Below are 19,095 nucleotides of genomic sequence, written 5' to 3' on the forward strand. Positions count from 1 at the left end.
GCAAGACATGATCCGTTGGCGGATGGCGGGCTTTGCCGCGTTTGTGGCCGTCCTGTGCACTGCCCCTCTGGCAGTGGCCGGCGCGCAGCAGGGGCAATGGAGCGAGCGGGCGCAGGTCTTTTTCGACAGCGCCACCGGCACCGTGTTTCGACGAACCGTCCGGGCCTGGGATATCCATCCGCAAAAGAATCTCGATTTTCTCTGGCACCCCGCCGCCGGCACCGATGTCGCCCTGGGCGAGGACGGCGCGATCAACGGGCGCGGCAAGCTCGTGTGGCGGGTGCGCGGCGCGGCCAGCTACGATCCCGCGGCGGTGTTTGCCACCTATCAGGGCATGTTGGCCGGGGGCCGGCCGCACGGCCGGGGACGGCTGGTCTATCGCAGCGGCGAACGTTTCGAAGGCGACTGGTCAAACGGCGCGCTCGACGGGCACGGCATGCATGTCGACGAACGGGGCAACCGCTACGAGGGCGAATTCCGCTCCGGCGTGCGCACCGGCCAGGGGCGCCTGCTTCTGGTGACCGGCGAAATCTACCAGGGGCCCTTCGCCGACGGCAAGCGCCATGGCGAGGGGCGCACCACGCTGCCCGGCGGCACCAGCTATACGTCACTTTGGGAAGAGGGCCACGAGATCGGCGAGCGCCCGGACATGGTCGCCGACGCGGGTGCCGGCGGCCTGATCAAGGTGCAGACCGGCGAGGACGCGGCCGCGCGCACCGAGTTCGCGATCACGGTCGACGAGCGCATGAACCAGCGCTCCGAGGCGCGTTATGTCCATTTGATGCGCGACGACGATATCGCCATCTATCCCGAAGCGCAGGAGATGAACGACGCCTGGAACGGCACCGGCGAGATTTCCGAGTTCGGCTATGCGTTCACCGGCATCGACTGGGATAATTCGCCGGTGTTCGTGGAGGCCGAACTCACCACGACCGACAAATCGCGCGTGCGCGTCGATTCCATGGCGCTGGAAGTGGCCGACAGTCTCGCCTACCGCAAGCCGATGCTGGCGATCCAGGGCCACCGCGGCTGCGTCGGCTTCCGGCCGAGCTTTTCCTTCGTCAACCATGGCTGGGGCCGGGCAGAAAACGCCACGATCTCGGTGCGCTTTGCCGAGGAAAAAAGCTACGCGGAAAACCCGCCGCCGCAAAAGACGACGCGGGAATTCACCGGCGCGATCGCCGATTTCGACGAGGGTGTGGACGTGTCGTTGCGCGCCATGCTGGCCGAGGCCGGGGTCGACGTGGAGGCGCTGGAAAGCCGGCGCTTTTCCTGCCCGTCGATCGACAGTCTGGCCGTGTGCAAAAGCCAGGTGTTCAATGCGGTCGGTTTCGGTGAGCTGACCGACGTGGTGTGGGGCGACCGGTTCCTGTCGACCCGGGCCGTCGGCACCGTCAGCTATGACTGGTCGGACGATCGCGGCAACCGGCAGCGCGCCGAAGAGGCGTTTTCAGTGGACGTGTCGCTGGCCGTGATCGAAATGGACGAAAGCACGGCCGAATGCGGCGACGGCTTCGGCGGCTCGCCCGAAGCCTTGCGTTATATCGACGTCGAGCTTCCGGTCGAACGGCAGAACTACGCCATCGATATCCCGATGCGCGGCAACCGCAACCTGCGCAGCTACACCGCGCGGCTAAAAATGTCGGCCGCGATGTCGTCGCTGCACCAGTTCCGCGCCGTGGCGCGTTTTGCCGACGGCAGCGTGCGGCGCAGCAAGCCGGTGTCGCTGTTTTATTTCCGGCCGCGCCAGGTCGACTATCTGCCGACGGTGCAAACGCCGGCCTGCTACCTGTCGGACGACGATCTGCCGTCCTGCTGAGCCCGGGCCTGCGTGCGTGCCAACTCGAACAGGTTGGGCAACGGCATCAGCCGGGCAAAGATCGTGCCCTGGTCGAAGACGGTGAGTTCGACGAGCGCGCCGGAGGCCTTGTCCGCGCCCTGGTCGAACAGGAAATTGCCGAGCGAAAATAGCTGCAGCGTGTCGCCGCCGGCCAGCGCCTGCATGGCCGGGCTGGCGGCATGCGAATGGCCACCGAACAGGCCGGCGACCCCGCGCCGCGACAGCTCCTCGGCGAGATAACGCTCCCGCGCGCCGGGATCGGTCGCATATTCGCGACCCCAATGAACCAGCGCGACCAGCGGCCGCCCGGCCGGCCGGCCCGACAGCCGGTCGAGCATGTCGGGCGTGATCAGGTCGTTGCGGTAGGAGCCATTGACGTCGAGGTCGGTCAGCGCCACCAGCTCGACGCCTTCGATCGCGGTCAATTCACCCTGGCCGAGCGCGACGATGCCGGCGGTTTCGAGCGCGCGTCTGGTTTCGGCGAGCCCGGTCTCGCCCAGATCGCGCGCGTGATTGTTGGCCAGGCTCACCGCCGCGACATTCAGGCGCTTCAGCCAGGCAAGCGTCAGATCCTGCGGCATGGCGAGCGTCATGTGGCCAAGCCCCTCCGGCAGGTTGGGCAGGACGACGCCCTCCAGATTGACGACCAGCGGCCGACCCTCGGTACGCTGCAGGATTTCGGTTTCGAGGCGCGCGCTCGCCCGCTCGTCAAGCAGCGCCTTGATCATCGCGCGGCCGAAACTGGTGTCGCCGCCGAGATAAAGATGCCGGGTGCCGCGCCGGGCGGGGACCGGTTCGTCCATCGGCATGGGGCCGAACAGCACCACCATGTAACTGGTGGTCTCCTGCGTCGGCAGCGGATCGTATTGCTGCGAGTTTTCGTTGGCCGCGACCAGCGTCGCCGCGCCATAGACCTCGCGCTGCAATTTGAGCTGGACATAAAGCGCGCCGAGCGAATCGACATGTTCGGGCTGGCGCAGCCGCGCGATCTGGTCGAACGTGCCGGCGACGAGCAGCGCGAGCGTCTGCTGGTCGTGGGCGCGCGCGGCGTGGTGCGGCAGATAATGCGAAAAATCGGTCGACTGGACGATCAGCGTGTCGGCGTCGGCGAGCGGACCGAGAGCAGCGGCGAGACGCTCCCAGTCCTGGCGGCGGCTTGCGATCGAGACCGCGACCGGGACGACGCGCACACCGGGCAGGAAACGGCTGAGGAAGGGCAGGATCGCCTGCAGGCCATGGTCGCGGCCAAACAGGCACGAGCGCGCGTCGATCACCTCGCCGCCCCGCGCAAGCAGACCGGCAACCGCCTCGCCGTCGATGGCGAGGCGGCCGAAAACCGTGTCGAAATCGCGCCGGGTGGTCGCAAACATCGTGTCGGTTTGCCGGAAATGGTCGGGGAACAGCACGACCACGCGCTTGTAGCGCTGGCCCGACGCCGCCTTGATGCCCTCGGCAATCAAATGGCCGGCCAGGAGATGGTGCGGAACCGTGACGCCGCTCAGCCGGCGAGCGGAGACGGGCGCGTTTTCGGCATCGGCAAGCGCGCGCCGGAAGAGGTCGTCGCGCTGGTAGAGCGAGGCGAAGGCCGGGCCGTCACCGCCGCAATCTTCGCCTGCGGCATAGGCTGCCGGCGACAGCAGCGCGGCGAGCAGGACGGCAAGCAAGGCCAGGACGCCGCGCAAAAGCGCCGCCGCGATCCTCCCGGCGAGGCGGAGAACGGCGGCGTTCACGGCTTGGCCACGACGAAATTGTCGATCTTGGCGATGTAATATTCCGGCACCTGGCGGGCATTGGTGAGCCGGCGTACTTCCCGGTCGATATAGTCGGCCAGCGCCAGAAGCCGCACGCCTTCGCCGGTCGGGTCGGCGCCGCCCTTCAGGCCGGCAAGCAGCGAGTGGGTGAAGACGCCATGGCCGAGTTCCGGCAGCTCGGCGGCGGTGTTGTTGGCCGCGGTCGCCGAAAACACGATGATGCGCGCGTCCTCGGCGTCCTTTTCCAGACGCGGGTTGAACGCATTGGCCGCGTGGCAGGTGTCGAGCAGCATGAAGCGGCGCCCCTTGGCGCGCTCGACGCCGCGCTGGATCGTCTCCCAGTCGACCAGCGAGCTGCGGCGCCAGCGGTCGTCGCGCTTGCGGCCGTCGGTGGGGATGAAATAATAATCCTCGTCGATATTGATGCCGTGACCGGCCACGAACACGATCGTAGTGTCCTGCGGGCCGGCCTGATCGAGAAAATCCTCGATCTCGTCGAGAATGGTGTCGCTTTCCGGCTCCAGCACCCTGGTGCCGGCGGGCAAGGCCGAAAGGGCGGCGTCGAGTTCCGGGCTTTCCTCCAACACCGAGCGGTTGACGAAGATCTGCGCCTTCATGCGCTCGTAAAGCGGGGCGGCCTTGTCCGCGACCAGGCGCGCGAACTGGACCGCATCGTCGACCGGATAGGCAAGGTCGCAGGCGCGCCCACCGCAGGCCGTCGGCAGCAGCGGATAGGACTCGACCCCGATCGCCAGCAGGTAGAGCGTGCCGGCGCGCTGCTTTCCCTGCGCCTTGCGGCCGACCGCCTTGACCGAACGTTCGGTCAGATAGCCGTATTCGTTGACGCCCGAGATGACGATCTCGTTGTCGCCGTCCTCGACGGGAACCTCCACGACGATGGCGTCGCCGCCGCCCGCCGCCGAGCGGGTGGCGAAGGACGCGACCCGGCGCGCATTCGACAGGATCGCGAAATCGGCCACGCTGGTGCCGGCCCGCTCGGCGCCGCTGATTTCGATCGACACGAAACCCTCGCGCGCCTCGTCCTGGTTGTCGACAAGCCGGACCTGGAATTCCGGCGGCTTGCGTGCAAGCAGCCGGTCGAGCTCGGCGTCGGTGCCGCGCAGTTCCCTGACGGCGGCGGCCGAATCGGCAAGCACGATGGCGCGACGCACGATTTCGGGACTGAACAGATATTGCTTGAGCTGGCGCGCCCTGACGAAGCGGGCCTCGCTGTCGGGACCCTGGTTGACGTGCCAGCCGACCAGCGCGTCGCCGCCCGGCGAGGAATAATAATAGCCCTGCGGCACCCAGATGATCCATTCCGCCTCGGCGAAGAACATGCTGGCGATCAGCGTACGGGTCTTCAGGTTCCACAGGCGCAGGGTCTGGTCGGCGCTGCCGGTCAAGAGAAGTCCGGCCTCTTCCGCCTCGGCGATGGCATGGATCTCGCCGGTATGGCCGTGTGAAAACTCGCCGCGATACCGGCCGGTCTGAAGCGCGTAGTCGATCAGCGTGCCGTCCGTGCCGCCTGTGACGAGCCCGGTTCCGTCGGCAAGCAACGAGAAGGCGGCATGGGCGAAACCGGTGGCGGCGTCGTTTTCGATCCCGTGCAGCGCCGCGCCGTCGCGCTCGATGTCGAGCACGGCGTTTGCAAGCCCGGCGTCGCCGCCGGCACTGGCGGAAAGCCGCCAGGCGCCGGCCTCGTGCACGGCGCGGACAAACCGCGACAACGCCTCGCCGGCCGGCGCCGGCCGCTCGAAGAACCGCTCCCCGGTCGGCAAGAGGAGCCGGTCGGTCAGTTCGCCCTGCTGTTCGGGGCAGGCAGTGCGATCGGGACAGGGATCGGCGTTGCCCCAGGCGATCTCGCCGCCATCGCCGGTGATGCCGACCGCGGTGACCGGGCGGCCGACACCCAGGAGCCGCGCCCTGGCCTCGCCGCCTTGCGGATCCCAGACGTGGATTTCGTGGCGCGACCCGCCCGCGGTGGCGACCAGGTCGAGAGCCTGCGAGGCAGCGCTGGCATAGACGGTGCCGTCATGGCCGCGATAGTCGAACAGCGTCTCGCCAGTGCCGCGCGCGATCACCTGCTGGCCGTCGCGGCCGGCGCAACGATACCCGCAGGACGCGACCAGCCGGGCGCCGTCGGGCGAAAAGGCCAGCGCGGCGACCAGATAGTCGCGCCGCGGCAGGGCGCGCTCCAGACCGCCATCGGCCGCGCGCCAGATATGCAGGTCGCCTGCATCGCTGCCGGTGGCGAAGCTGTCGCCATCGGGGGAGACGGCCAGCGCGCGCAGCGGCACGTCGCGCAGCGCCTCGGCCTGTGTGGAGGCAAGCGCGATCTCGGAGAGATCGCCCATGTCCCACAGCCGGATGCCGTTGTCGGCCGTCGCCGCGACCAGGCGCGCGCCGCCCATGGCGAAGGCGATTTTTTCGATGCGGAAGGAATCGGCGTCGAGACGCGTTTCCGGCTGCCAGCCGCCCGCGTCTCCGGCCTTCCACAGATAGACGAAACCGTCCTGCCCGCCGGCGGCCAGACGTTTGCCGTCGGGGGAAAAATCGAGATCGTAGACGACATAGTCGTGGCCGGACAAAACCGCCGTCAGCGCGCCGCTTTTCAGGTCGAACAGGCGCACATCGCCGAAAGGCGGCTCGGCGCCCGCGCTGTCGCCATACCAGCCCGCCACCGCGAGCGAGCCGCCGTCGGGCGAGATCGCCAGGGCGAAATTCTTGCCGTCCTGCCCCGCGCCGATCCGACCGCGAATGGTGCGGATGGTCACGCCGGCGCGCCAGTCCCACACCCGCACGGTCTTGTCGTCGGACGCGCTGATGAGCAATTCGCCGTCGGGCGTAAACGCCAGATCCTTGACGAAGGCGCGGTGGCCGCCAGTGTCGAGATCGAGGAAGAAATCCGGCCGCTCCTGCGCCAAAAGCGGCGCGGCGACAAGGAGCATGATCGCCAGGCCGAGCACGAGCACGGCCGGCAACGCCGCGCCGGGCCCGACGGCCGCGCGGGCCGAAAGGCGAAGAGCGGCCCTTGCGGCCGCGTGCGCCCTTGCGTTGTTCCCCGCGTCGCTCACCGCGAGCCCCCCCTATCGTTCGGCGGTCACGTAATCCTCGATGGCGCTGGCGAAATTCGGCGCGCCGCGCTTGCGCTGTTCGGCCACGAAGCCGCCGAAATAACCCCAGAACGATTTGGCGAAATCGAGGAAATAGGCATCGGCGACCGCCTGCGAGCACAGATTGCCCTCGACGCAGAACGACAGCCGGTTGAGGAAATAGACCAGCCGGTCGAAAGCCTCGCGGAAGTCCTCGGCCGGCATCGTCCCGCCTTCCGGCTTCATCGCCTCCAGGCCGATGCGCTCGTAATAGATCGCGATCTCGGCCTGGCTCGGGCTGTTGCCGAGCAGGCCGGCATGTTTTTCGTTCAACGCGCCCAGCCGCTGCTTGAGCGCGCGCTGGGCATCCTGATATTCGGGCCGTTCCCACAATTCGACCAGCTGCAGCGTGCGCTCGATGCGCTGTTCCTCGCGCGCCTGCATGTATTGATAGACCGAAAAGATCGCCGCGAGCACCAGAACGATGCGCAGCGTGAAGCCGGTCCAGGCATAACCCAGCATGCGCCAGTCGGGATCGTTGAAGGGGTTGGGCTCCTCCTTCAGCTCGTGGGCCGGCACGTCGGGAAAGCCGGTGACCGTTTCCGGCAGTTTCCTGCGTTTCTTGCGGCCTTCGCCGCCCCCTCCGGCCTCGCTCATCCGCAGGTGTCCAGATCGATCCTAGTGACGGGATCGCGCACCAGGCCGGGCTCTTCGAGGCGGCTCTTGAGGCAATCGAGCTGGGGACGCGACAACATGAATTTCAGGTCCGGCTCGTCGGGTTCGCCGCCGACGGCCGGCAGCGCCTCGACGATGCCGCGCTCGGTTTCGCAATCGCTCAGATCGACGGCGATCACGCCATTGCCGCTGGTGGCGAGCGTGGCGTAGCGGTCGAGCAGGCATTGCGCGAGCGGCGGGTTGATCGCGACGGCCGCCGCGCAGAGGCCGCAGGGCTCGGCCGCCGGCGCGGGCGCGACCGCGAAAAGCCCGGCAAGCAGCGCCGCGACCGGCCGCAGGCGCGGCACGATGCGCCGTGCGCCAGACCGGTTTGAACTCCTGCCCATCATCGCCGACAATCCTCGCCTATCTCCCTCGCGCCTCATCCCTTGGGCACGGTCAGCACCGGGAAGAAGCGGACCGACCCTCTCGCCTTGCGGCTTTGCGTGCCGCCGACCGCCTTGGCCGCGCGAGTGGCGCCGCCCATGCCCATCGCCCGGATCGCGTCGGCGATCGAGGCGCCGCCGCCGCGCATGGTCTGTTTCAGGCCGTCCTGGGCCAGGAAGCCGAGATCCTCGGTCTGGGTGCCGTCGAACGCCTCGGTGAAGATCGCGACCATGGTCTCACGGCCGAAACTCTCGTCGGTGAATTCCAAAAACACCTCGTCATAGGTCGCCGACGGCTGCAGCCGCTCCTTGGCCATGTGGGTGATGGAATAGTCGCTGCCGATGTAGAGAATGTTCAGGTCGACCAGATTGTCGGTGTTGTTGGTCGCCGTCACCCGCACCCGGTCCTGCGGCACGGCGCGCGGGGCGGCCGTCGCGCTGATTTGTTCCTCCTTGCCGCTCGCCATGCGCTGCAAGGTGAAATCGACCGTCACCTCGTCGGGGCCGTAGTCGGAGCCCTGGCTGATACGGGCGAGATTGGTCGCGCGATAGATGCGCGACAGATAATAGGCCAGGGCCTCGCCGACCGCATCATCGTCGCCGCTTTGCATGATGATCGAGGGCGGACGCCGGCCGTCCTCGAGCGTCATCGTGCCGGCCTCGGGCAGGAACCATAGGCCGGGGGCGGCGCTGGCGTCGAAAGCCGCGTCCGGCAGGCTCGCCTCCGAAAACACGGCCAGCCTCAGGTCGGCCGGCTGGCCGGGATCGACGAGTTCGACGCTCATCTGCCGCGTGTCGTCGCCGGCGATGTCGTCGAGCAGCGCATTGACGCCGGCGACCGCCTCGGGGAATTCGCCCGACGGCTCCGGACGGGCGACCCTGAGCACGAAATCGAACCGGGTCTCGACCAGCCGCGCGAAGGCGTTTTCGGGAATTTCGGAAACGGTCCTGATCGCGGCGCGACCGGTCTCGTCGGCGGGTTCGGCGGTCGCCGTCATGTCGCTGGTGTCGGCGGTCTCGGCCGCGTCGTCCGGGCCGGCGATGACAAGCCGGCTCTTGAACGTGTCGAGCGACGTCACCTCAAGGTAGCCGATCGCCTCCTCCTCGCTCGCGCCCGGCTTGTCGAGGATCGCCAGCCGCGCGCCCTCGCTCAGACCGTGGATGCGCCCGGCCGGTATCTCCACGCCGCGCTCGCCGATCGCGATCGGCCACTGCGGAATGAAGTCGTCGAGTTCGGTGCCGAACACCGGCACGTCGAGGTCGCCTTCGAAAAGCGGCGTCGTCGAAGACCGGTTGATGGCCGCATAATGCTGCAGGATGCCCTGGGCGAGCTGGCGGTAGCTGACATTGGGATTGGCGCCGAGCTGCGAAAACAGCGTGTGGGTGAACAGCCCGTATTTCGGCGCGCCCTTCGCCCCGCGCGGCAGCGGCATTTCGGGCGTGGTCTCGTCGGTCTGCGCGGCGAAGAAGGCGACCATGCCGCCCATCTCGGCCGTCTCGGACGGCGCCGTGTCGATCTCCATCGGCGCGGCCGCGGCCGCCTCGCCCGACAGGCTGCGCGAGCCGTCCGCCGGGATCAGGATTTCGGCCGGCATCCCGACCGCCTCGGGATCGATCTTGCGCTCCTGCACGTCGTCTCCGGGCGCGGCGCGGGTGGCGGTGCCGGAATGACAGGCGTCGAACACCACCCAGACGAAGGCGCCCTTGGCGCGAATTTTGGTCAGCGCCTTGCCGACCTCGTCGTCGACCAGCGCGTTCGGCATGCCCTTGGCCCGGTCGACCCAGCGTCCGGTGTCCTTGGGCAGGAAAATCTCGTCGAGCCCGTCGGTCTCCGTGCTCGGATCGGCCGCCGTCTGCTGAAACCCGTGGCCGGAAAACTGCAGATAGACGAAATCGTCGGGGCCGGCCTTTTCGGCGATCTCGTCGAGCGATCCCAAAATGCCGGCAAGCGTCGGCTCCCTGCCGCCCTCGACGTCGTCGGCCAGCACGAACACGTTCTGCGGCTCGAAGGGCACATGCGCCTGGGTGGTCAGAAAGTCGCGCACCAGAAGCGCGTCGTTGCGCGGCCCGACCAGCCAGTTTCGCTTCGGCAGGTTCGGATAGGCCGTCACGCCGACGACCATGGCATAGTTGGTGCGCGCCAGCGCCTGGCCGATGCCGGCCGTGAACACGGCCACCAAGGCCGCCGTGCCGACGGCAAGCAGCGTCGCGCGATGCAAGATCCGCTTCATCGAACTTCTCCCAAGCCCAGTCCCTCGCCCACAGAGGTCGCCCAACAATGGGGCGGTTTTTGGAAAACTACCCAAGCTGCGGCCAAGAACAAGCAAAACCCGCTTGAACGGGCCGCTGCCGGGGATGACGCCCATCCGACCGCGCCTGCCGTGTTGACACGGAGCGCGCGCCACTGCAATCCGGTTCGCATCGCCGCAGCGGCCGCACGAAAGGATCTCGCACCATGCCGATGAAGTCGATCATTGCCCCCTCGGTGCTGTCCGCCGATTTTTCGCGGCTCGGCGAAGAGGTGGAAGCCGTCGCGGCGGCGGGTGCCGACTGGATCCATCTCGACGTGATGGACGGCCATTTCGTGCCCAACATCACCTTCGGACCGACCGTCATCAAGGCCGTGCGCGCGCGTACCGACAAGGTGTTCGACTGCCATTTGATGATCGCGCCCGCCGACGCCTATCTGGCCGCCTTCGCCGAGGCGGGCTGCGACATCATCACCGTCCACGCCGAGGCGGGCCCGCATCTCGACCGGTCGCTTCAGGCGATCAAGGCGCTCGGCAAGAAGGCGGGCGTGTCGCTCAACCCGTCGACGCCGGAAAGCGTGATCGAATATGTGCTCGACCGGCTCGACCTCATCCTCTTGATGACCGTCAATCCCGGGTTCGGCGGCCAGGCCTTCATCCCGGCCGTGGTCGAGAAGGTCCGTCGGATCAAGGCGATGATCGGCGAGCGGCCGATCGATATCGAGGTCGATGGCGGCGTGACGCCGCAAACGGCGCCGCTGGTGGCGGCCGCCGGCGCCACCGTGCTGGTCGCCGGCTCGGCGGTGTTCAAGGGCGGCACCCAGGCCGCCTATCGCGCCAATATCGACGCCATCCGCACCGCCGCCGACGCCGCGCTTGCCAAGGCGGCGTGACAGGACGCGTCGGCCTGAGGCATGATCGGCCGAACTGGCGGCCGGGTCGCGCACGGGGACGGGCCGCAACGAGACAACGGATATGACGCGACCGCGCCCGGACGCGCCCCGACCCGGCTGAGGAGAGTGCCCCATGGCTGCGATACCCCCCGTTTGCGAATTCGGCTGGCCGGCCGTCGATGCGATCCTGCCGGGAACGGACGGCAACAAGCATCAGCTTTCCGACCTGGCCGGGCCGGGCGGTCTGGTGGTGGCCTTCATCTGCAACCATTGCCCCTACGTGAAGGCGGTGATCGGACGCATCGTGCGCGACGCCAGCGACCTGCGCGACAACGGCATCGGCTTCGTCGCCATCAACTCCAACGACGCCACGAGCCATCCCGAGGATTCGTTCGAGAACATGAAACGGTTCGCCGAAAGGCACCGGTTCTCCTTTCCCTATCTGCACGACGAGGACCAGTCGGTCGCGCGCGCCTATGGCGCGGCCTGCACGCCGGACTTTTTCGGCTTCAACGCCGACCTGAAACTGCAATATCGCGGCCGGCTGGACGCCTCGCGGCGCGAGGAGGGGCCGGCCGACCTGCGCCGCGATCTCTATGAAGCAATGCTCCAGATCGCCCGGTCCGGCGAGGGCCCCCGCGAGCAGATCGCCTCGATCGGCTGCTCGATCAAGTGGAAGGACGCCGCGTGAGGCGCAACGGCAAACCAGCCGGCGGTCTTGCCGTACTGTTCGATCTCGACGGCACGCTGATCGATTCGGTGGCCGACCTCGCAACCGCCGTGAATTCGGTGCTGGTCGCACACGGCGCGCGGCCGCTCGGGGTGGCCGACGTGCGCGGCATGGTCGGCAACGGCGTCGCCAAGCTGGTGCAACGCGCCTTCGAGGCACGCGGCCGGCCGCTCGACGCCGCCGGCCGGGCCGCGGCCACCGACGCCATGATGGCGGCCTATCGCGACGGCCTGACCGCACAGACCACGCTGATGGCGGGCACGGCGGAAGTTCTCGGGCAGCTGCGCGCCATGGGCGCCGCGCTCGCCGTCGTCACCAACAAGCCGCAGGAGGCGACGGAGGCGATCCTCGATCATTTCGGCCTGTCACAGGCGTTCGGCGCCGTGGTCGGCAGCCGGCCGGGCCTGGCGAGCAAGCCGGAGCCCGACATGCTGTTTGCCGCCCTGGGCGCGATCGGCGCCACGGCGGAAACGGCGGTGATGGTCGGCGACAGCGCCGTCGATGCCGAGGCGGCGCGCGCCGCCGGCCTGCCCTGCGTGCTGGTGCGCGGCGGTTATGCCAGGCAGGCGCTGGAAACGCTCGGCGCCGACGCGGTCATCGACGATCTTTCCGGCCTCGCCGACGCGATCACGGCCGTGCAGAAAGCGCCGGCCGCCGGCTGACGGGACGCCCGGCCGACGGCCGCAGGGACAGTATCGTCCCCGGAAGAGGGACGGCGATCGGTATGCAAGTCGCGGGCGCGACACGCCTGCGACTTGCACCCGAGGCGCGGCTGGCGCACAAAGTGTGCCATACGGCAGGATATGAGATGAACGCCAAGGCAGAACTCACCCGCAACCAGGCGCTCGTTCTCGAAAAGCTCGAGGGCGCGGCAGGGCCGCTCAGCGCCTACGCGCTGCTCGACCTGTTGCGCGACGACGGTTTTCGCGCGCCGCTGCAGGTCTATCGCGCGCTCGACCGGCTGATGAAGGACGGGCTGGTGCACCGTCTCGAAAGCCTCAATTCCTTCGTCGCCTGCACCGGCGACCATGCCCATGTGCATGGCATCACCGCTTTCGCGATCTGCGAGAAATGCGGCCAGGTGGCCGAGTTCGCCGATCCGGTGGTCGGCAAGCGGCTGGAAAGCTGGGTGGCCGAAAGCGGCTTCCGGCCGAACAAGGCCGTGATCGAGTTTCGCGGCCTGTGCGCGGCCTGCGCGGCGGCAGAAGCCGACGAGCGCCTGCGCGGCAACGCAGTCTAGAGCATCTAGAGCCGTTCTGCTTTTCGCGGAATCGCAGACCGGCTCTAACTCATTGTTTTGACGCGTTTTTGAACGGCGAACCGGCTTCCACGTCGCCTGGAAACGCTTTAGCGCGCGGTCGACCAGCCGAACCACACGGCGACCAGCGCAAGCAGCCCCGACAGGACCCGGCGGGCCAGACGCTCGCGCCGCGCATTGTTGAGCAACGGCTCGAGCGCGCCGGCAAGCGTCACGATCAGCACGTGCACCAGTGTCGCCACGACAACATAGGTCGTCGTCAATGCCAGCGTTTGCGCCAGGGGCGGACGCCCCGCTTCCAAAAAGGTCGGCAGGACGGCGACGTAGAAAACGGCCGCCTTGGGGTTGAGCAGGTTGGTGATCAGACCGCGGGCGAAATATTTCTCCCCGGCAGCGGGCCGCCCCGCCTCGGCGACCACGTCGACGCCGCCACGCCAGCCGTCCCAGGCCAGAAAAAGCAGGAACAGGACACCGGCCCAGCGCAACCCCTCATAAAGCAGGGGAGAGGCCTGGACGACCTCGGCGACACCGAAGGCGGCGGCAAAGCCGATCACGGCCAGCCCGAGCGCGACACCGGCCACGGTGGCATAGCCCTTGCGCCGGCCCTCCTGCGCGGCGACCAGCGCCAGATAGGTCATGTTGGGACCGGGCGTGAGCTCGATCAGGAACGAGGCCAGCGAGAACGACAGCAATGTCGTGACGGAGAGCGGGAGGAGACTATCCACTCAATGCGCCTCGTCCCAATTGTCGGCCGCACGCGCGTCGACACGCAGCGGCACCGCCATCGAAACCGCCGGCATGGCCGCGTTTTCCATGATGTCGCGGATCACCGGAATCGCGGCTTCGACATCGCTCTGCGGCGCCTCGAAAATCAGTTCGTCATGGACCTGCAACAGCATCTGCACGCTGTCGAGGCCGGCATCGGCCAAGGCCTTTTCCATACGCACCATCGCGCGGCGGATGATGTCGGCCGCCGAGCCCTGGATCGGCGCGTTGATGGCCGCGCGTTCGTTGAAGGAGCGCTGGTGCGGATTGGGAGAGCGGATTTCGGGATAATGCGCGCGCCGGCCGAAGATGGTCTCGACAAAGCCGTTCTCGCGAACCTGCGCCTTGGTCTTGTCCATGTAGTCGCGAATGCCCGGGAAGCGCTCGAAATATTTCTTGATGTAGCTGCTCGCCTCCTCGCGCGGGATCGAGAGCTGGTTTGCCAGCCCGAAGGCGGAGATGCCGTAGATGATGCCGAAATTGATCGCCTTGGCGCGCCGGCGCACCTCCGACGGCATGCCCTCGACCGGCACGCCGAACATTTCCGACGCGGTCATGGCGTGAATGTCGATCCCGTCGGCGAAGGCCTGTCTGAGCTGGGGAATGTCGGCGATATGGGCCAGCACCCGCAGCTCGATCTGGCTGTAGTCGGCCGAGATCAGCTTGCGGCCGGGTTCGGCGATGAAGGCGGTGCGGATCTTGCGGCCCTCGACGGTGCGGATCGGGATGTTCTGCAGGTTCGGGTCCGAGGACGACAGCCGCCCGGTCGAGGTCGAGGCGAGCGCGTAGGAGGTGTGGACGCGCTTGGTCTGGGGGTTGATGAAGCCGGGCAGCGCGTCGGTATAGGTCGATTTCAGCTTGGTGAGCTGACGCCAGCCGACGATCTTGCGCGGCAGTTCGTGTCCCTCCGCGGCCAGATCCTCCAGGATCTGGGCCGAGGTCGACCATTGGCCGGTGGCGGTCTTGCGCGCGCCCTCCAGTCCCATCTTACCGAACAATATGTCGCCGAGCTGCTTGGGCGAGGCGATGTTGAAGCGTTCGCCGGCAAGCTCGTAGATCTCTTCCTCGACGCCGGCGGAAGCCTGCGAGAACTCGCCGGAAAGCCGCGACAGGATCTGGCGATCGACGGAGATGCCGCGCGCTTCCATGCGAGCGATGACGTCGATCAACGGGCGCTCGAGGCGCTCGTAGACGCTGACCAGCCCATCGGCCGCCAGGCGCGGCTTCAACACCCGCCACAGTCTCAAGGTGATGTCGGCGTCCTCGGCGGCATAGGCGGTAGCCTTGTCGATATCGACCATGTCGAAGGTGACGGCGTTGCGCCCGGAACCGGCCACCTCCTTGTAGGGGATCGGCACATGGCCGAGCCAGCGTTCCGACAGCGCATCCATGCCCTGGCCGCCCTTGCCGGCATCAAGGACGTAGGAAATCAGCATCGTGTCGTCGACCGGCGCCATGGCGATGCCGTGCTGGTAGAGAAGCAGCCAGTCATATTTGATGTTCTGGCCGATCTTGAGCACGGCCGGGTCGGTCAACAGCCCGCCGATCGCCTGCACCGCCTCGTCGAACGGAATCTGGCCCTCGGCAAGCCCGCCGCCCAGAAGGTCGCCGGCGCCCTGTTTGTGGCCAAGCGGCACATAAGCCGCCCGTCCGGGCGCGGTGGCGAGCGAAAAGCCGACCAATTCGGCCTGCATGGGATCGAGCGAGGTGGTTTCAGTGTCGAACCCGACAATGCCGGCCTCCCGCGCCTCGGCGATCCAGGCCCGCAAGGTCTCCATGTCGCGGATGGTGACATAGGCGGACCGGTCGATCGGTGCGGCGGCCGCCGCCTCGGCCCGCCTGGCGGCAAGCGCGGCCGGGGTCGGCTCGTCGGCGGTTCGTTGGCCTTTTTCGTCCCTGACCTGATCGGCCGGCGCCTGCCCGGCGCCGGCATCCAGATCCGGGCCGCGCGCGCGCGCGGCGTCATCCACCTCGACGGAAGCCGGCTCCACCTCGGCCGCGTCGGCGCCGGTCGCCTCCGCGACCCGGCGCGTCAGCGTGGTAAATTCCAGCGCCTTCAGGAAGGCGATCAGCCTGGGCCCGTCGGGCGGCTGCAGAACCAATTCGTCGAGCGCCTCGCCGACCGACACGTCGTCGCGCAGGCGCACCAGGTCACGCGATATCCGCGCCTTGTCGGCATTGGCGATGATCGATTCGCGGCGCTTGTTCTGCTTGATCTCAGAGGCCCGCTCCAAAAGCGTGTCGAGATCGCCGTATTCTTCCAGCAACTGTGCGGCGGTCTTCGGCCCGATACCCGGAACGCCCGGGACGTTGTCGACCGAATCGCCGGTCAGCGCCTGCAGGTCGATCATCTTCTCGGGCGGCACGCCCCATTTCTCGATCACTTCGGCAACGCGGATCTCGCGATCCTTCATCGGGTCGTACATCGTCACCTTGTCGCCGACGAGCTGCATCAGGTCCTTGTCGGAGGAAATGATGGTGGCGTCGGCGCCTGCCTCGCGGGCGAGCCGGGCATAGGTGGCGATCAGATCGTCGGCCTCGAAGCCCTCCATCTCGATGCAGGGCAGGTCGAACGCCTTCGTGGCCTGGCGGATCAGGCCGAATTGCGGCACCAGATCCTCCGGCGGCTCCGAGCGGTTGGCCTTGTATTCGGGATAAAGCTCGCTGCGGAAGGTCTTCGCCGAATGATCGAAAATCACCGCGAAATGACTCGGGGTCACGCCGACGGAGGTGTCGCGGGCGCTTTGTATCAGCTTCCAAAGCATGTTGCAGAAGCCCGCCACCGCGCCGACCGGCAGACCGTCGGATTTGCGCGTCAGCGGCGGCAATGCGTGATAGGCCCGGAAAATGTAACCGGAGCCGTCGACAAGGAACAGATGATCGCCTTTTTTCATGGCGAGAAGGGATAGCGCGGGCCGGCCGCGAAATCCATGTGAAAGAACCGTTTCGGACAAGCTGCTGCCAGCCACGCCGGGCACCGGGTCCTTTCACGGGTTTGTTACAGACTTGTAATCTTCGTGCCCTTGAATCGCCATTTTCAAAAACCATTTTGAGTCCATCGGCAATTATCGCCGAGTTCGGTCAAAGGCCCGTCCCCCGCCTCGCCGGACAATGCGGCGGCCGCATCCCCCCCTCTCCGGGCTGCCGCACACAAAAGGCCACCGTGGTTCCCCCCTCCACCACGGTGGCCGTTTTCGTTGGTCGTGCGCTCTTCCCCAGCGATTTCACCGGACTAGAGCCGTTCTGCTTTTCGCGGAATCGCAGACCGGCTCTAACTTATTGTTTTGACGCATTTCCTAACGGCGAACCGGCTTCCACTTCACCTGGAAACGCTCTAGGTTGCGCGGCGAACGCGTATCCAGGGGAAAACCCATGTCCAATCTCGATTCCGTCCTCGGCGCCATCGACGCCGATCTCGACAACAGCCTGTCGCGGCTTTTCGAGCTGCTGCGCATCCGCTCGATCTCCACCGATCCGGCCTACAAGGCGGATTGCCGCCAGGCGGCGGACTGGCTGGCCAAGGATCTGGAATCGTTCGGCTTTCAGGCCACTGTGCGCGATACGACAGGCCACCCGATGGTGGTCGCCCATCACCAAGGCGCCAGCGCGGACGCGCCGCATGTGCTGTTTTACGGTCATTACGACGTGCAGCCGGTCGACCCCTTGGATCTGTGGCACGACGACCCGTTCGCCCCGGCGGTCAAGACCGGCGAAACCGGCCGCAGGATCATCACCGGGCGCGGCGCCGCCGACGACAAGGGCCAGTTGATGACCTTCGTGGAAGCATGCCGGGCCTGGAAGTCCGCCACTGGCGGCCTGCCGTGCAAGGTGACGATCCTGTTCGAGGGCGAGGAGGAATCCGGTTCGCCGTCGCTAAAACCCTTCCTGAAGGCCAATCAAGCGGAGTTGAAGGCCGATTTCGCGCTGGTGTGCGACACCGGCATGTGGGACGTCGAGACCCCGGCGATCTCGACCGCCCTGCGTGGGCTGGTCGGCGACGAGATCACGGTCAGGGCGGCCGACCGCGACCTTCATTCCGGCCTCTATGGCGGCGCGGCGGCCAACCCGATCCACATCCTGGCCAAGGTCCTGGCCGATCTGCACGACGATAGCGGCCGCGTCACCATTCCCGGCTTTTACGACGGGGTGGAGGAAACACCCGCCGATGTGCGCGCGACCTGGGAAAAGCTCGGCCGCGGCGCCGACACGTTCCTGTCGGATATCGGCCTGTCGATCCCGGCCGGCGAAAAGGGCCGCTCGGTGCTCGAACTGACCTGGGCGCGGCCGACGGCCGAGGTCAACGGGATTTCCGGCGGTTACGAGGGCGAGGGCTTCAAGACGGTGATCGCGGCCGAGGCCTCGGCCAAGGTTTCCTTCCGGCTCGTCCACAGCCAAGACCCGGTCAAGATCCGCGCCGGGTTCCGCGATTTCGTGCGCGCCCGCATCCCCGCCGACTGTTCGGTGGAATTCACCGAGCACGGCTCCTCGCCGGCGATTCACCTGCCCTACGATTCGCCGCTTCTGCAAAAGGCCAAGACCGCGCTGTCGGAGGAATGGCCGAACGAGGCGGTGATGATCGCCATGGGCGGCTCGATCCCGATCGTCGGCGACTTCCAGAAGATGCTGGGCATGGACTCGCTGCTGGTCGGGTTCGGCCTGCCGGACGATCGCGTGCACTCGCCGAACGAGAAATACGAGATGTCCTCCTTCCATGGCGGCCAGCGCTCCTGGGCGCGCATTCTCGACGCCCTTGCCCGCTAAAGCGCCGGAGACCATCATGACCATCCGTTTTCACCGCAACGACCTTGCCGACCTGTCCAACTACGATGTCGACGCGATCGCCATCGACACCGAGACGCTGGGTCTCAATCCGCATCGCGACCGGCTGTGCGTGGTGCAATTGTCGCCGGGCGATGGCACCGCCGACGTGATCCAGATCGACAAGGGGCAGAAAAAGGCGCCCAATCTGGTCAGCCTGCTGAAAAACCGCAAGATCACCAAGATCTTCCACTTCGCGCGCTTCGACCTGGCGGTGCTGTCGCACGCGTTCGGCGCGATGCCGCAACCGGTGTTCTGCACCAAGATCGCCTCGCGGCTGACCCGCACCTATACCGATCGGCACGGGCTGAAGGACATCTCAGCCGAACTGCTCGGCGTGTCGCTGTCGAAGGCGCAGCAGAGCTCGGACTGGGCGGCCGAGACGCTGAGCGAAGAGCAGCTCGAATACGCCGCCTCGGACGTGCTTTACCTGCATCGGCTGCGCGCGGTTCTGGCCGAGCGGCTGGAGCGCGAGGCCCGGACCCGGGAGGCCGAGGCCTGTTTCGGCTTCCTGCCGACGCGGGCCAGGCTCGACCTGATGGGCTGGCCGGAGGCCGATATTTTCGCCCATAGCTGAGTCTATCGCGGCGGGCGGG

General features: G+C 67.2%; 14 protein-coding genes. 7 read left to right on the forward strand and 7 right to left on the reverse strand.

All coding sequences use genetic code 11. The annotated features are described in order from the left end of the window. Positions 1–7 precede the first annotated feature (7 nt). Positions 8–1,819 (forward strand): MORN repeat-containing protein, encoded by a 1,812-nt coding sequence (locus tag ACT2B0_RS20815; RefSeq protein WP_473460158.1) that lies wholly within the window; start codon positions 8–10, stop codon positions 1,817–1,819. On the opposite strand, the gene amrB is transcribed toward ACT2B0_RS20815, so the two are convergent. The 5 genes from amrB to ACT2B0_RS20840 all read right to left on the reverse strand — a co-directional run bounded on the left by amrB (position 1,786) and on the right by ACT2B0_RS20840 (position 10,017). Next, positions 1,786–3,570: an AmmeMemoRadiSam system protein B gene (amrB, locus tag ACT2B0_RS20820; RefSeq protein ID WP_473460159.1), complete on the reverse strand. Its 1,785-nt coding sequence runs from the start codon at positions 3,568–3,570 to the stop codon at positions 1,786–1,788. The two genes, ACT2B0_RS20815 and amrB, sit on opposite strands and share 34 nt — an antisense overlap. Next, positions 3,567–6,566 carry a caspase family protein gene (locus tag ACT2B0_RS20825; RefSeq protein ID WP_473466152.1) on the reverse strand — a complete coding sequence of 1,000 codons (3,000 nt, stop codon included), beginning with the start codon at positions 6,564–6,566 and terminating at the stop codon, positions 3,567–3,569. Before ACT2B0_RS20825 ends, amrB begins: the two co-directional genes overlap by 4 nt. Positions 6,567–6,680: 114 nt before the next feature. Continuing rightward, positions 6,681–7,343 carry a DUF4760 domain-containing protein gene (locus ACT2B0_RS20830; RefSeq protein WP_473460160.1) on the reverse strand — a complete coding sequence of 221 codons (663 nt, stop codon included), beginning with the start codon at positions 7,341–7,343 and terminating at the stop codon, positions 6,681–6,683. Continuing rightward, positions 7,340–7,750 carry a hypothetical protein gene (locus ACT2B0_RS20835; protein ID WP_473460161.1) on the reverse strand — a complete coding sequence of 137 codons (411 nt, stop codon included), beginning with the start codon at positions 7,748–7,750 and terminating at the stop codon, positions 7,340–7,342. Before ACT2B0_RS20835 ends, ACT2B0_RS20830 begins: the two co-directional genes overlap by 4 nt. A 32-nt stretch (positions 7,751–7,782) precedes the next feature. After that, positions 7,783–10,017: a caspase family protein gene (locus ACT2B0_RS20840; protein ID WP_473460162.1), complete on the reverse strand. Its 2,235-nt coding sequence runs from the start codon at positions 10,015–10,017 to the stop codon at positions 7,783–7,785. Positions 10,018–10,241: 224 nt separating this feature from the next. On the opposite strand from ACT2B0_RS20840, the gene rpe reads away from it, so the two are divergent. From rpe to ACT2B0_RS20860, 4 genes are all read left to right on the forward strand, one after another. Next, the gene (gene rpe / locus ACT2B0_RS20845) at positions 10,242–10,928 is read left to right on the forward strand and encodes a ribulose-phosphate 3-epimerase (protein WP_473460163.1); all 687 of its coding nucleotides are present in this window, start codon (positions 10,242–10,244) and stop codon (positions 10,926–10,928) included. Positions 10,929–11,061: 133 nt separating this feature from the next. After that, positions 11,062–11,619: a thioredoxin family protein gene (locus ACT2B0_RS20850; protein WP_473460164.1), complete on the forward strand. Its 558-nt coding sequence runs from the start codon at positions 11,062–11,064 to the stop codon at positions 11,617–11,619. Then, on the forward strand, positions 11,616–12,320 hold the full coding sequence (locus ACT2B0_RS20855; protein ID WP_473460165.1) for an HAD-IA family hydrolase: 705 nt from the start codon (positions 11,616–11,618) through the stop codon (positions 12,318–12,320). The genes ACT2B0_RS20850 and ACT2B0_RS20855 overlap by 4 nt, the downstream gene beginning before the upstream one ends. Before the next feature lie 146 nt (positions 12,321–12,466). Beyond that, on the forward strand, positions 12,467–12,898 hold the full coding sequence (locus tag ACT2B0_RS20860) for a Fur family transcriptional regulator (RefSeq protein WP_473460166.1): 432 nt from the start codon (positions 12,467–12,469) through the stop codon (positions 12,896–12,898). Positions 12,899–13,005: 107 nt separating this feature from the next. On the opposite strand, the gene ACT2B0_RS20865 is transcribed toward ACT2B0_RS20860, so the two are convergent. Together ACT2B0_RS20865 and polA are read right to left on the reverse strand one after the other, a co-directional pair. Then, complete coding sequence (locus ACT2B0_RS20865) at positions 13,006–13,641, reverse strand: LysE family translocator (protein ID WP_473460167.1); 636 nt, start codon at positions 13,639–13,641, stop codon at positions 13,006–13,008. After that, a complete protein-coding gene (gene polA / locus ACT2B0_RS20870) occupies positions 13,642–16,575 on the reverse strand; it encodes a DNA polymerase I (RefSeq protein WP_473460168.1) in 2,934 nt (977 codons plus the stop codon). Positions 16,576–17,053: 478 nt separating this feature from the next. Between polA and ACT2B0_RS20875 the strand changes: the two genes are divergently transcribed. Together ACT2B0_RS20875 and ACT2B0_RS20880 are read left to right on the forward strand one after the other, a co-directional pair. Further along, entirely contained in the window at positions 17,054–18,442 is a 1,389-nt protein-coding gene (locus tag ACT2B0_RS20875) for a M20/M25/M40 family metallo-hydrolase (protein WP_473460169.1), read from the forward strand. Between the two features lie 16 nt (positions 18,443–18,458). After that, positions 18,459–19,076, forward strand: coding sequence for a ribonuclease D (locus ACT2B0_RS20880; protein WP_473460170.1), 618 nt, complete (start codon positions 18,459–18,461; stop codon positions 19,074–19,076). Positions 19,077–19,095: the final 19 nt, after the last annotated feature.

This window comes from Nitratireductor sp. J20-h4, from assembly GCF_056780505.1.

Bases quoted from the DNA above. Each gene is read 5' to 3' on its own strand.
- ACT2B0_RS20815 (WP_473460158.1), top strand. From the start codon at position 8: ATGATCCGTTGGCGGATGGCGGGCTTTGCCGCGTTTGTGGCCGTCCTG.
- ACT2B0_RS20830 (WP_473460160.1), bottom strand. From the start codon at position 7,343: ATGAGCGAGGCCGGAGGGGGCGGCGAAGGCCGCAAGAAACGCAGGAAA.
- ACT2B0_RS20835 (WP_473460161.1), bottom strand. From the start codon at position 7,750: ATGATGGGCAGGAGTTCAAACCGGTCTGGCGCACGGCGCATCGTGCCG.
- ACT2B0_RS20840 (WP_473460162.1), bottom strand. From the start codon at position 10,017: ATGAAGCGGATCTTGCATCGCGCGACGCTGCTTGCCGTCGGCACGGCG.
- rpe (WP_473460163.1), top strand. From the start codon at position 10,242: ATGCCGATGAAGTCGATCATTGCCCCCTCGGTGCTGTCCGCCGATTTT.
- ACT2B0_RS20850 (WP_473460164.1), top strand. From the start codon at position 11,062: ATGGCTGCGATACCCCCCGTTTGCGAATTCGGCTGGCCGGCCGTCGAT.
- ACT2B0_RS20860 (WP_473460166.1), top strand. From the start codon at position 12,467: ATGAACGCCAAGGCAGAACTCACCCGCAACCAGGCGCTCGTTCTCGAA.
- polA (WP_473460168.1), bottom strand. From the start codon at position 16,575: ATGAAAAAAGGCGATCATCTGTTCCTTGTCGACGGCTCCGGTTACATT.
- ACT2B0_RS20875 (WP_473460169.1), top strand. From the start codon at position 17,054: ATGTCCAATCTCGATTCCGTCCTCGGCGCCATCGACGCCGATCTCGAC.
- ACT2B0_RS20880 (WP_473460170.1), top strand. From the start codon at position 18,459: ATGACCATCCGTTTTCACCGCAACGACCTTGCCGACCTGTCCAACTAC.